Origin of the sequence: Nocardia sp. CC227C, from assembly GCF_030767025.1 — a bacterium.
Classification (GTDB): domain Bacteria; phylum Actinomycetota; class Actinomycetes; order Mycobacteriales; family Mycobacteriaceae; genus Nocardia.
Genome location: NZ_JASITE010000001.1, coordinates 40,589 through 53,901, shown reverse-complemented (window position 1 = coordinate 53,901; position 13,313 = coordinate 40,589). Strand labels below are relative to the sequence as shown.

Sequence of the window (13,313 nt, the reverse complement as noted above, 5' to 3'; positions counted from 1 at the left end):
GCGCGTCGATCTGGAGTACCGCAACGCGATGGGCACCGAAGCCATTGACCCGCAAGCGATCCGCAACATCACGATCATGGGGCACCCCGACGAGACAGCGCGGGTGGTCCACCGTTTGTTCCGTCACCTCGGCAAGGTCGGCCCGCTGGGCGGGTTCCGCTGGAGGGCCGACGGGGTCGACCATACGATCCGGCTCACGGAACTATCGAGCCACACCCCCATCCCTGATAGGGAACGGGCGATCCGCCTGGCAGATGGCGTTGTGGCTGTCGTGAATGCCGCTTCGGACCGACCCGCACGGCTCGAAACGATGTTGCGGGTCGCCGACGACCATCAGGTCGCACGATTGTGCCTGGTCACCGGGCTCGACCAGCCAGGCGCTGATTTCGATCGCTGCGTGCGGGCGGTCGCCGATACACGCGGCGCTGCGCCATTGACGCTGCACATGCCGATCGGTATCGATACCGAGTTCGCGGGTGCTATCGACCTGGTGTCGATGGCGGTATACGAACCGACGGACCTCGAACCTCACGGAATCCATGCGGTACTCGCCGAGCAGAGGCGTCGCAGACTCCTGACCACCGTACTCGGGCGGCCCACCCTCCCGGACCCCCGAACGGTCTCGGCCGAACGAGTGCACCACCTGATCCGGTACCGCACTCGCATCGGTGATGTCGTCCCGATTCTGTGCAGTGTGGCGCCTCGCCGTGTCGATGACGTCGCTCCGCTGCTGAATGCCCTGGTCCGCTACCTTCCGTCACCTATGGATGTCTGTCAGCCGGCACACGTGCTCGACTACTGAGGGAACCGTCAGCGATCATCGAACCAACCGCCGACAGTCGGCCGGATCACGAACACGTGGTGGTCGCCGGGATGCGGTCGAGGCGGTCGGCGAGCCAATCCAACGCGGCGCCGGAACCGACGGTCTCGGCGCTGACATGTTCGGTGCCAGGATATTTGACATAGCTGACGGGTACGCCGCGGGCGCAGTAGTCGGCGATCAGGGCATCGGTGTTGGCGGTGATGGCGATCTGGTCCTGTTCGGCCATGAACACGTACAAGGGAGCGTTGGGGGTGCCGTAGCGACCGGCCTTCAGGGTTTCGAGCACGGCCGCGACCTTTGGTTCGCCCAGCGGCCAGACGCGGTCCACCGTCCGGTCCTGCATCCAGGTGAATGGATACGAGGCCAACGTCTGGACCTGGCACATGGAGGCGAGGGTCCGTTCGAAATTCGGATCGGTGAAGAACGCGGCTATGTTCAGTTCCGGGTAGGCGCGGGCAAGACCGAACGCCGCCTGATAGTTGATACCGGCGAAGGGCCCACCATTGATGAAAGCGCTGGTGGCAGCCATATCGGTAGGCAGACCGCCAGCCGCGGTGCCGACGATATCGAGTTCGGGCGCGTAACTGTCGGCCAGTTCGGCGGCGAACTCCGCGCCGCGTGAGCCACCGGAATAGCCGAATACGCCGACCGGAGTGTCACCGGCGAGTCCTGCGGGAGGGAAACTCAGGGCAGCACGAATTCCGTCCAAGGTGTTGCGGCCCTCGACATACCCTGCGGCGAAGTGGTTCTCCGGTCCCAGGTAATCGGGAACGACGACGGTCCAGCCACGCTCCAGCGCCGCGCCCAGGTTCGTCATCTCCCCGATCATCCCGGAGGACGCCACATACGAGTAATCGGTCCGCAACTGATAGGACGGATTGCACGCGGTGTCGAGCACGTCGATCCACGGCAGGAAGGCGAGCAGCTTCGCGGGACCGGACTGCCCGGCGGGCCGGATGATCGTCGCCACCGTGGTCCAGGGCTTGCCCTTGGTGTCCTGACTGACGTATTTCACCTGCCACGAACCGAATTGGGTGTTGGTCGGGATCACACCGATCCTGACGGGACGGCTGTCCACGACCTGGCCCATCGACAGTCCTCCAAAGGACTCCGGTTGCGCGTAGAAGGGATCCCGCGCCGGCACCGGCGGCTTCCCCGGATCGGCACCACTCGCCGCCGGTGTGAATAGCCCGGCGAAGGCAAGCACGACAGCAATCCCATAGCGACCACACCGCTTCATGCGCCCGGAGTGTAATGGGGCCGCACGACTACATCCGGTGCGACATGCCTCGCGTGCAGCGCACCGATGACGCACGACTCGATTACCCGCCCGCAAGACGCAGCGTGGAGCGGCTCATACGGTGTCGATGGGCGTCCAGGAAGTCCTGCAGACGTTGCCGGTCGACCTTCCCGACTTCCCGCAGCGCCGTGCCGACAGGTTTCGTCACGAGTTCGGAGGGATCGCCCAGCAGGAGTTCCGCCAGTGCCAGCGGATCATCGATGTCACCCTGCCGAATGAGCCAGAATGACGCGGTGATCGCGGTTCGCCGCTCGATCGCCCGCTCCGAACGCGCGAGATCGAACAGCGGTTGCCGGGACTTGTCCAGCAGATACCAGCCGACCACCCGCGGAGCCGCGCGGTCGACCAGGTCCCAGACATTGATGAACTCGTGGTTGTCCAGATACATCCGGTACAGCCGGAGCCGGTCATCATCGCTCATACCGCGCTGTCGCGCCTTGAAATCGAGGATGGCGACGCCAACCATTCGCATCTCATACCAGGAGCTGGCCAGCAGGCCGGGGATATGACCGAGGTCTAGGCCCGTCCACTCCGCGGCAACATCGAACACCCGCTTCATGCGGACGCCGATCGCATCCAAACCACTGTCCGGCGGCAACCGCCGCAGAATCTTCTCCTGCTCGGCCGCATTCCGAGCTGCGGTCAGGGTGGCTTCGATGCGGGCGTCGGGCGTGGTCATACTCGAAACTCTCCTGCGGGAGTGGGCGCAGAGGGGTTCGAACCCCCGACCGCTGGTGTGTAAAACCAGTGCTCTACCACTGAGCTATACGCCCTCGGGGCGCCGGAAGTCCGGCGCGACGGTTTATGAATCTAGCGCGGCGAGCGCTTTCTCCCAAGCTGCCTGGTCACGGGGCTCTCCGGGGCCGTTCATTTCGGAGAATTGGATGATGCCGTCCTTGTCTACGACGAAGGTGCCGCGGTTGGGGTAGCCGGACTTCTCGTTGAAGACGCCGTAGGACTGGGCTACGGCGCCGTGCGGCCAGAAGTCGGAGAGGAGGGGGAAGGTGTAGCCCTGTTCGGCGGCCCAGATTTTGTGGGTGGGCGGGGGGCCTACCGAGATCGCGAGGATTTCGGCGTTGTCGTTCTGGAATTTGGGCAGTTCGTCGCGGACCTTGCAGAGCTCGCCCTGGCAGATGCCGGTGAAGGCGAGAGGGTAGAAGACGATGAGGACGTTCTTCTCGCCTCGGTAGCTCGACAGGGTCACGTCCTGGTTGTTCTGGTCCTTCAGGGTGAAGTCCGGCGCGAGCGTACCGACCTCTAGCGGCATACGGTGAACCTCCATCGGATGCGGGCTTGCGGCGGGCGGGCACAGTCGTCCGCCCGATCGAAAACCTTAGCGAAGGCAGGGATCAGCGCTGCTTCGAGGGCGTCTTGGGTTGGGTCAGCTTGGTGCCGGTCCAACTGCCCAGGCTGACCGGGGTGGTCGAATTCAGGCCCGCAGACGGTGCGGACTCGGCGATCTCACTCGGATCGACGTGGCCGGGCTGGCCGGTCTTGGGGGTGAGCACCCAGACGATGCCGTCGTCGGCCAGGGGGGTGATCACATTGAGCAGTTCGTCGACCAGGTCCCCGTCACCGTCCCGCCACCAGAGCAGCACGACCTCGACCACCTCGTCGGTGTCCTCGTCGAGCAGCTCCGATCCGATGGTCTCCTCGATCGAGTTCCGCAGCGTGTCGTCGGTATCTTCGTCCCAGCCCAGTTCCTGTACCACCATGCCGTGCGAGATGCCAAGCTTGTGAGCGTAATTCTGCGCGTCCGCCGCGGCGACCACGGTGGTGTCCTCCTCGAGTCCCGACAATAGGTAGTTGCAAGCGAACATGGTTAAGAGCCTCAGCGCAAGCCGATCGGCCGAAATCGCCGAGGAAATTGTCGCGAGTGTTATCGGGCCGGGCAGGCGTCGCGCACCGCGTTGAGGGCGTCGTTGACCTTCCTGCTGGCGTCGTTGAGCGCCGCGACCGGGGAGGTGTAGGTCATCACGCGAGCCTGGCCCGCAAGCTCTCGAGCAGCGTTCACGTAACCGATGAACTTCTGCGCGAGATCCGGGGGCAGCGCCTCGCCCGCCTCCTGCACCCGTGTCTCCACGGTCCGCGCGGCATCCTCGATGGTGTTCGCGGCGGTGTCTCGTTTGGCCGCGTAGTCCGGCGCATTTGCGTCATGGGCGTCGACGAACTCGTTGTAGCGCGTCACCGCGGGGCCGGTGGTGTCGCGGAACGGATCGCAGTTGTCGGCGATCGCCTTGGCCTGTGCGGCCGCCCGGCGCGACGAAGTGGCCGCCGCCGAACTCGACGACGCCTCAGCGCGATACGACGTAACCTGGGCCTCATCGGCCGTCGGTGTGCCCTCGATGCGGTCGGCACATCCCGCGACCGTTAGACCAGCGGTAACCGCCAGGCTCGCACATACCAGACCGAACCCGCGCGGGTTCAGCAGCTTCATCGATCCTCCCGGTTCGACTGCCATGACGGTTCCCTACCGAACCGTACTGGATTTCCGGCTGACATGATGATCCAGGACGCATCGTGCACGAGGATGTGAGATGCGCCCTAGAAACCATCGTGAACGGGTACCCGCCGACCAGCGGTCACCCGGGGTAATGACGCCACGCTTGTCCCACCCCATGTACGAGGAGCAAATGTCTTGACCGACCTGATGCACCCCATTTCTTCGTCGAGTCCTACAAACGGCCCGGCACGCAATCGCCCGGCGGGGGGCCGGGTCCGAGTGATCCGCGAGGGGGTGGCGTCATACCTGCCGGATATCGATCCGGAAGAGACCAGCGAGTGGCTCGAGTCCTTCGATGAGATGCTCGAGCGCGAAGGACCTGGCCGGGCGCGCTACCTCATGTTGCGGCTGCTGGAACGCGCCGGTGAACGGCGCGTCGCGATTCCGGCACTGACCTCGACCGACTACGTCAACACCATCCCCACCGAGAACGAGCCCTGGTTCCCCGGCGACGAAGAGGTCGAACGGCGCTACCGGGCCTGGATCCGCTGGAACGCGGCCGTCATGGTGCACCGCGCACAGCGGCCCGGAATCGGTGTCGGCGGCCACATCTCGACCTACGCCTCCTCCGCCGCGCTCTACGAAGTGGGCTTCAACCACTTCTTCCGCGGCAAGGACCATCCCGGCGGCGGCGACCAGGTGTTCATCCAGGGGCACGCCTCCCCCGGCATCTACGCCCGCGCCTTCCTCGAGGGACGGCTGTCGGAGGACCAGCTCGACGGCTTCCGCCAGGAGTACTCGCACGGCGGCCCGGGCCGCGGCCTGTCGTCCTACCCGCACCCGCGGCTCATGCCGGACTTCTGGGAATTCCCCACGGTGTCCATGGGTCTGGGCCCGATGAACGCCATCTACCAGGCGCGGTTCAACCACTACCTGAACGACCGCGGCATCAAGGACACCTCCGATCAGCACGTGTGGGCGTTCCTGGGCGACGGCGAGATGGACGAGCCGGAATCGCGCGGCCTCATCCAAGTGGCGGCCAACGAGGGTCTGGACAACCTGACCTTCGTGATCAACTGCAACCTGCAGCGCCTGGACGGCCCGGTGCGCGGCAACGGCAAGATCATCCAGGAGCTGGAGTCGTTCTTCCGCGGCGCGGGCTGGAACGTCATCAAGGTCGTGTGGGGCCGCGAGTGGGATTCCCTGCTCCAGGCCGACCGCGACGGCGCGCTGGTGAACCTGATGAACTCCACGCCCGACGGTGACTACCAGACCTACAAGGCCAATGACGGCGCGTACGTGCGCGAGCACTTCTTCGGGCGCGATCCGCGCACCAAGGAACTGGTCAAGGGCCTGTCCGACGGCGACATCTGGAACCTCAAGCGCGGCGGCCACGACTACCGCAAGATCTACGCGGCCTACGCGGCGGCCATGGCCCACAAGGGGCAGCCGACGGTCATCCTGGCCAAGACCATCAAGGGCTACGGGCTGGGCAAGCACTTCGAGGCGCGCAACGCGACGCATCAGATGAAGAAGATGACCCTCGACGATCTGAAGGCGTTCCGCGATGTGCAGCGCATTCCGATCACCGACGCCGAACTCGAGGCCAACCCGTACCTGCCGCCGTACTACCACCCCGGCCAGGACGATCCGGCCATTCAGTACATGATGGACCGCCGCAACGCCCTGGGCGGCTTCGTCCCCGAGCGCCGCACCAAGGCCAAGCCCCTACAGCTGCCGGGCGATGAGCCGTACCGCTCCATCCGCAAGGGGTCCGGCAAGCAGAACGTGGCCACCACCATGGCTTTCGTGCGCCTGATGAAGGAGCTGCTGCGCGACAAGGAGATCGGCAAGCGGATCGTGCCGATCATTCCCGACGAGGCCCGCACCTTCGGCATGGACTCGTGGTTCCCGTCCTTGAAGATCTACAACCGCAACGGCCAGCTGTACACGTCGGTCGACGCGGAACTGATGCTCGCCTACAAGGAGTCGAGCGTCGGGCAGATCCTGCACGAGGGCATCAACGAGGCCGGTTCGACCTCGTCGTTCACCGCGGTGGGCACCTCGTACGCCACCCAGGGCGAGCCGATGATCCCGCTCTACATCTTCTATTCGATGTTCGGGTTCCAGCGCACCGGCGACGGCCTGTGGGCGGCGGCGGACCAGATGGCGCGCGGATTCGTGCTCGGCGCGACCGCCGGGCGGACCACGCTGACCGGTGAGGGCCTGCAGCACAACGACGGTCACTCGCTGCTGCTGGCGTCCACCAACCCGGCCTGCGTGCCGTACGACCCGGCCTTCGCCTACGAGGTCGCCCACATCGTGCGTGACGGCCTGCGCCGCATGTACGGCGGCGGCGTCTCCTCGGGCTACCAGGAGGCCCTGCCGGGCACCGATCCGGAGGCGCACTCGCGGCATCACGAATTCGGCGGCGAGGACATCTTCTACTACATCACCCTGTACAACGAGCCGCAGCCGCAGCCGGCGGAGCCGGACGACCTGGATGTGGAGGGGCTGCTCAGGGGCGTATACCTCTACAAGAAGGGCGGCTCCGGGGATGTCCGCGCCCAGATCATGGTGGCTGGTGTGACCATGCCCGACGGTCTGCGCGCCCAGGAGATCCTGGCCGACGAGTGGGGTGTGCAGGCGGATGTGTGGTCGGTGACCTCATGGGGTGAACTCCGCAAGGAGGCGCTCGCCGGGGAGATCGCCAAGCTGCACAACCCGTCCGCCGAACCGGCCGTGCCCTATGTGACCAAGGCGCTGTCGCAGGCCGAGGGTCCGTTCGTGGCGGCCTCGGACTGGATGCGGGCCGTGCCGGATCAGATCCGGCAGTGGGTTCCGGGCGACTACATCACGCTCGGCACCGACGGTTTCGGCTTCTCCGACACCCGCCCGGCCGCGCGCCGCGTATTCAACGTGGACGCGCAGTCGATCGTGGTGGCGGCGCTGTCCGGGCTGGCGCGGGCCGGGAAGATCGATGCGGGCAAGGTCGCCGAGGCGGCCGCGCGCTACCGCATCGACGACGTGAACGCCGCGCCGAAGGCGGCACCGGGTACCGAGGGCGGCGACGCATAACGGACGATAGGCATCGTGGAACGTAAACCGCCGAGGCCGCGCCGGATTTCCGAGAGTTCCTCCTCCGAACACGAGGTGTATCTCCCCACCGGCGCGCTCTCCCCGAACCGGCAGACCCGCGACCCGCTTCCGGACACGCTCCTCAAGCGGGTGAAGCAGTTCTCCGGCCGGCTCTCCACCGAGGCCGTGGCGTCCATGCAGGACCGGCTGCCGTTCTTCGCCAATCTGGATGCCGCCCAGCGGGCCGGGGTGCAGATGCTGGTGCAGACGGCGGTGGTGAACTTCCTCGAATGGCTACAGGACCCGGAAAGCGATATCCGGTTCAGTCTGGACGCTTTCCAGGTCATTCCGGACGATCTGGCGCGGCGGCTCACGCTGCGCCAGACCGTCGACATGGTCCGCGTGGCCATGGAGTTCTTCGAACAGTGGCTGCCCGCGCTGGCGCGCAACGACCGGCAGCTGGTTGCGCTCACCGAGGCGGTGCTGCGATACGGGCGTGAGCTCGGTTTCGCGGCCGCCTCGGTGTACGCCAGCGCCGCGGAATCGCGGGGCGCGTGGGACACCCGGCTGGAGGCCCTGGTGGTCGACGCCGTGGTGCGCGGCGATACCGGGCCCGAAATGCTCTCGCGCGCGGCCACATTGAACTGGGACGCCACCGCGCCCGCCACGGTGCTGGTGGGCACTCCCCCGAAAGACCAGATGACCGTGGTGGGTTCGGTGCACGGCATCGCCGCCCGGCACGGTCGTGCGGCATTGGCCGTGGTGCAGGGTTCGCGGCTGGTGATGGTGGTGAGCGGTCATCTGGGCGACACCATGTATCCCTCGCCGTTCCTGGCGGATCTGCTCACCGAGGTGTTCTCCGAGGGGCCGGTGGTGATCGGACCCACCACGCGCACCCTGTCCGCGGCGCATGTGAGCGCGGTGGAGGCGATGGCCGGGATGGAGGCCGTGGTGGGCTGGCGGGGTGCGCCACGCCCGGTGCACGCCTCCGAACTCCTGCCGGAGCGGGCGCTGCTCGGCGATCGGGCCGCTGTGGACGCCCTGAACGAGAGTCTTGTGCTACCGTTGGCCGCCGCCGGGGCAGCGCTGTCCGACACCTTGGACGCCTACCTGGACTGCGGTGGAGCCGTCGAGACCTGCGCCCGCCAGCTGTACGTTCATCCAAATACCGTCCGTTATCGGCTGAAGCGAATCGCCGATATCACGGGACGGGATCCGATGAATCCGCGGGACGCCTATGTACTCCGGATCGCCGCCACCATAGGTCGGCTGACACGAACTCGTAACGAATCGCCTACTTCAGCCCCAGAAGCGACTCCCGTCACAGATCCGAAAGATGGGATGTAACGCGATCCAGGAATCGGGCGATCCGGACAACTCACTTGCGCTTTTGTGGGGTCCATACAAAAGCTCCCGGCAAGCTTCATTCGCGCCGACATCTCTGGAGACCCGCCTCACAGTGTTCTCTTAGAGGCGTGATCGCGTTGTTCGCCCCAGGACAGGGCTCTCAGACACCCGGCATGCTCTCCCCGTGGCTCGAACTGCCCGGTGCGGCCGACCGCATCGAGCTGTGGTCGAAAGCCTCGGGACTGGACCTGCTGCGGTTGGGCACCACTGCGACCGCCGATGAGATCACCGATACGGCGGTGACTCAGCCGTTGGTCGTCGCGGCTGCCCTGTTGGCTTTCGCGGAAATCCCGCAGGAATCGCTTCCCGCGGATACGATCGTCGCCGGCCATTCGGTCGGCGAACTCGCCGCCGCTGCCGTCGCCGGAGTCATCTCCGCCGATGACGCGGTGGCCTTGGCCGCCATCCGCGGTGCGGAGATGGCCAAAGCTTGCGCACTCGAACCGACCGGCATGTCGGCGGTGCTCGGCGGAGACGAAGCCGCCGTGCTCGCCCGGCTCGACGAGCTGGACCTCGTTCCGGCCAACCGCAACGCGGTGGGCCAGATCGTGGCGGCGGGCCGATTGGACGCCCTCGCGGAACTCGCTGCGAATCCCCCGGAGAAGGCCCGGATTCGCGCGCTGCCCGTGGCGGGCGCCTTCCACACCGCGTTCATGGCTCCGGCCCAGGACGCCGTGACGAAGGCCATTTCCACGATCACCCCGGGTGAACCGGCCCGGGTGCTGCTGTCGAACTTCGACGGCAAACCGGTCGCCTCCGGTCAGGATGCGATCGACAAGCTCGCCGCTCAGGTCACCCGACCCGTGCGATGGGACCTGTGTAACGAAACCGTGCGCGCGAGCGGTGTATCCGCGGTAGCGGAACTGCCGCCCGCGGGCACCCTGGTGGGTATCGCCAAGCGGGAACTGAAGGGCACGCCGAATCTGGCACTCAAGACCCCGGCCGACCTCCCCGCGCTGGCCGAACTCACGACCAAGGACTAGCTTGGCCTGCGGCCTCCGGCCCGATCGTCAACGGCGACATCGGTGTACAGCCGCAACTCGAAAATTCCATCCGACCCCACAACAAGAATCAAAGAAGGGAGCCACGAAGTGGCCGCTCTGACCCAGGAACAGATCGTCGAAGAGCTCGGCAAGATCATCGAAGAGGTGACCGGCATCGAGCCCTCCGAGGTGACGATCGAGAAGTCCTTCGTCGATGACCTGGACATCGACTCCCTGTCGATGGTCGAGATCGCGGTGCAGACCGAGGACAAGTACGGCGTCAAGATCCCGGACGAGGATCTGGCCAGCCTGAAGACCGTCGGCGACGCCGTGGCTTACATCCAGAAGCTCGAGGCCGAGAACAGCGAAGCGGCCGCGGAGCTCAAGGCGAAGTTCGGTAGCGAGTAAAGGCCGACATCGTGACCACTCCTTCCACCCGGAACGGGAATTTCCCCAACGTCGTCGTCACCAGCATGGCGGCGACCACATCGATCGCAGGCGACGTTGATGCGACCTGGAAGGGCCTGCTCAACGGCGAAAGCGGCATCGATGTCCTCGAGGACGACTTCGTCGCCGAGTACGACCTTCCGGTCCGCATCGGCGGCCACCTGAAGGTTTCGCCGGACACCCTGCTCAGCCGGGTCGAGATTCGCCGGATGGCGTATGTCGAGCGGCTGGCGACCGTACTCGGTCGCGAGGTGTGGAAGAACGCCGGATCCCCCGAGGTCGACCCGCTGCGGCTGGGTGTGGCCATCGGAACCGGTCTCGGCGGCGGTGACGCGCTGATCGATTCGGTGGACAAGCTGAAGAACGGTGGCTATCGCAAGATCTCGCCACTGGCCGTTCAGATGGTCATGCCGAACGGCCCGTCCGCCGTCGTCGGTCTCGAACTCCAGGCCAGGGCAGGAGTGGTCACTCCGGTCTCGGCGTGTTCGTCGGGTTCGGAGGCCATCGCGAACGCGTGGCGCATGATCGTCATGGGTGACGCCGACATGGTCGTCACCGGCGGTGTCGAGGGCTTCATCGACTCGGTGCCGATCGCCGCCTTCTCGATGATGCGGGCCATGTCGACCCGCAACGACGACCCGAAGGGTGCCTCGCGTCCGTTCGACTCCGAACGCGACGGTTTCGTCTTCGGTGAGGCCGGTGCGCTCATGGTCATCGAGACCGAGGAGCACGCCAAGGCTCGTGGAGCCACCATCCACGCCCGACTGCTGGGCGCGGGGATCACCTCCGACGGCTTCCACCTGGTCGCCCCGGATCCGGAAGGTTCCGGTGCGGCGCGTGCGATGCAGCGCGCCATGCAGACCGCCGGTCTGTCCGCGCAGGACATCACCCATGTCAACGCCCACGCGACCGCCACCCCCATCGGTGACACCGCGGAGGCCAAGGCGATCCACAAGGCGGGCGTTCAGCACGCCTCGGTGTACGCACCCAAGTCCGCCCTGGGCCACTCGATCGGCGCCGTCGGCGCGCTCGAGTCGGTGCTCACGGTCCTCAGCATCCGGGACGGCATCGTCCCCCCGACGCTGAACCTGGAGAACCAGGATCCGGAGATCGACCTGGATGTCGTGAAGGGCGAAGCCCGCCGTCAGGACATCGAGTACGCGATCAACAACTCGTTCGGTTTCGGTGGGCACAATGTCGCGCTCGCCTTCGGCCGGTACTGACGACACCGGTCGTTTGCACAGCGGTCCCGGCGGGGTCTCGGAAGGAGATCCCGCCGCCGAAACCACCGCCGGGACTTCGACATTCGCAGCCGCTCTCAGCGACCGCGCTTCCTTTCACAGGAGTTCGCGATGACCATCATGGCTCCCGCGCATGCGGATACCACCACGACCGATCCCCGCGATCCGCTGGGCCGGTTGCAGCGCTTCTTCGATCCCGGCACGGTGCTGCCCCTGCACCCCCGCGACAAGTCCGGCGTGCTCGCCGCCATCGGTGAGGTCGACGGTGTGCGCACCGTGGCCTACTGCTCGGACGCCACCGTCATGGGCGGCGCGATGGGCGTCGAGGGCTGCAAGCACATCGTCGATGCGATCGATACCGCCATCGACTCCAAGATTCCCGTTGTCGGCCTGTGGCATTCGGGTGGCGCCCGCCTCGCGGAAGGGGTGGAGGCGCTGCACGCGGTCGGCCTGGTCTTCGAGGCCATGGTCCGCGCGTCCGGACAGGTCCCCCAGATTTCCGTGGTGCTCGGCTTCGCCGCCGGTGGCGCCGCCTACGGTCCCGCGCTGACCGATGTGGTGATCATGGCTCCCGAGGGCCGCGTCTTCGTCACCGGCCCCGATGTGGTGCGCAGCGTGACCGGCGAGAACGTGGATATGGCGACCCTGGGCGGTCCCGTCACGCACGGCAAGAAGTCCGGCGTCTGCCATATCGTCGCCGACGACGAGTCCGATGCCATGCACCGCGCGAGGCGTCTCGTCTCGATGTTCGCCGAACAGGGCGAGTTCGATATGACCGCGGCCGCGCACGGCGACGTCGATCTCAAGGCCATGCTGCCGCAGTCGGCCAAGCGCGCCTACGACGTCAAGCCGATCATCCACGAACTGCTCGACAACGTGGACGGCGAAAGCTCCTTCGAGGAGTTGCAGGGCGGCTACGCCCGCTCGATCGTCACCGGTCTGGGTCGCCTCGGCGGCCGCACCGTGGGCGTGCTCGCCAACAACCCGATTCGCCTCGGCGGCTGCCTCAACTCCGAGAGTGCCGAGAAGGCAGCGCGTTTCGTGCGGCTGTGCAATGCCTTCGGCATTCCCATGGTCGTCGTCACCGACGTGCCCGGTTACCTGCCCGGCGTGAGCATGGAGTGGGAGGGCGTGGTGCGCCGCGGCGCGAAGCTGCTGCACGCCTTCGCCGAGGCCCGCGTCCCGCGCGTCACCCTGGTGACCCGCAAGATCTACGGCGGCGCGTACATCGCCATGAACGCCCGCTCGCTCGGCGCCACCGCGGTCTACGCCTGGCCCGATTCCGAGGTCGCGGTCATGGGCGCCAAGGCCGCCGTCGGCATCCTGCACAAGAAGGCCATCGCCGCGGCTCCCGAGGAGGAGCGTGAGGCCATGCTCGAGCGCCTGACCGCCGAACACGAGGCCATCGCGGGCGGCGTCGGCCGCGCCCTGTCCATCGGCGTGGTGGACGAGGTCATCGACCCGGCCAAGACCCGCTCGACCATCGCCGCGGCCCTGGCCGCCGCACCGTCGCGGCCGCAGCACAACAAGAACATCCCGCTGTAAGCGGAGCAACGAACCCGGAACGGGGCGGTCTCATCCGAGGCCGCCC

The 13,313-nt window shown here is 66.5% G+C and carries 12 protein-coding genes and 1 tRNA gene; 7 read left to right on the top strand and 6 right to left on the bottom strand.

Annotation, left to right across the window (positions count from 1 at the left end):
* Positions 1–28: 28 nt before the first annotated feature.
* Entirely contained in the window at positions 29–802 is a 774-nt protein-coding gene (locus tag QMO76_RS00270) for a GTP-binding protein (RefSeq protein ID WP_306359077.1), read from the top strand.
* A gap of 46 nt (positions 803–848) precedes the next feature.
* Here the strand turns inward: QMO76_RS00270 and QMO76_RS00265 are convergent, their stop codons facing one another.
* The 6 genes from QMO76_RS00265 to QMO76_RS00240 all read right to left on the bottom strand — a co-directional run bounded on the left by QMO76_RS00265 (position 849) and on the right by QMO76_RS00240 (position 4,584).
* A complete protein-coding gene (locus QMO76_RS00265; protein ID WP_306359076.1) occupies positions 849–1,913 on the bottom strand; it encodes a lipase family protein in 1,065 nt (354 codons plus the stop codon).
* Positions 1,914–2,145: 232 nt separating this feature from the next.
* On the bottom strand, positions 2,146–2,802 hold the full coding sequence (locus QMO76_RS00260; RefSeq protein ID WP_306359075.1) for a DNA alkylation repair protein: 657 nt from the start codon (positions 2,800–2,802) through the stop codon (positions 2,146–2,148).
* Between the two features lie 22 nt (positions 2,803–2,824).
* Positions 2,825–2,896 (bottom strand) — tRNA-Val (locus tag QMO76_RS00255).
* 29 nt (positions 2,897–2,925) lie between these two features.
* Entirely contained in the window at positions 2,926–3,390 is a 465-nt protein-coding gene (locus QMO76_RS00250) for a peroxiredoxin (protein WP_306359074.1), read from the bottom strand.
* Positions 3,391–3,472: 82 nt separating this feature from the next.
* Positions 3,473–3,895, bottom strand: coding sequence for a DUF3052 domain-containing protein (locus QMO76_RS00245; RefSeq protein WP_282775985.1), 423 nt, complete (start codon positions 3,893–3,895; stop codon positions 3,473–3,475).
* Positions 3,896–4,002: 107 nt separating this feature from the next.
* Positions 4,003–4,584, bottom strand: a complete 582-nt coding sequence (locus QMO76_RS00240; RefSeq protein WP_306359073.1) for a hypothetical protein — start codon at positions 4,582–4,584, stop codon at positions 4,003–4,005.
* 189 nt (positions 4,585–4,773) lie between these two features.
* On the opposite strand from QMO76_RS00240, the gene aceE reads away from it, so the two are divergent.
* From aceE to QMO76_RS00210, 6 genes are all read left to right on the top strand, one after another.
* Positions 4,774–7,644 carry a pyruvate dehydrogenase (acetyl-transferring), homodimeric type gene (gene aceE, locus QMO76_RS00235; RefSeq protein ID WP_306359635.1) on the top strand — a complete coding sequence of 957 codons (2,871 nt, stop codon included), beginning with the start codon at positions 4,774–4,776 and terminating at the stop codon, positions 7,642–7,644.
* A gap of 45 nt (positions 7,645–7,689) precedes the next feature.
* Positions 7,690–8,991 (top strand): PucR family transcriptional regulator, encoded by a 1,302-nt coding sequence (locus QMO76_RS00230; RefSeq protein WP_372341875.1) that lies wholly within the window; start codon positions 7,690–7,692, stop codon positions 8,989–8,991.
* Between the two features lie 128 nt (positions 8,992–9,119).
* On the top strand, positions 9,120–10,034 hold the full coding sequence (locus tag QMO76_RS00225) for an ACP S-malonyltransferase (RefSeq protein ID WP_306359072.1): 915 nt from the start codon (positions 9,120–9,122) through the stop codon (positions 10,032–10,034).
* Positions 10,035–10,142: 108 nt separating this feature from the next.
* Positions 10,143–10,442 carry a meromycolate extension acyl carrier protein AcpM gene (acpM, locus tag QMO76_RS00220; RefSeq protein ID WP_029932678.1) on the top strand — a complete coding sequence of 100 codons (300 nt, stop codon included), beginning with the start codon at positions 10,143–10,145 and terminating at the stop codon, positions 10,440–10,442.
* Positions 10,443–10,453: 11 nt separating this feature from the next.
* Complete coding sequence (locus tag QMO76_RS00215; protein ID WP_039811658.1) at positions 10,454–11,704, top strand: KasA/KasB family beta-ketoacyl-ACP synthase; 1,251 nt, start codon at positions 10,454–10,456, stop codon at positions 11,702–11,704.
* Positions 11,705–11,833: 129 nt separating this feature from the next.
* Complete coding sequence (locus QMO76_RS00210) at positions 11,834–13,267, top strand: acyl-CoA carboxylase subunit beta (RefSeq protein WP_306359071.1); 1,434 nt, start codon at positions 11,834–11,836, stop codon at positions 13,265–13,267.
* The last annotated feature ends 46 nt before the right edge of the window (positions 13,268–13,313 follow it).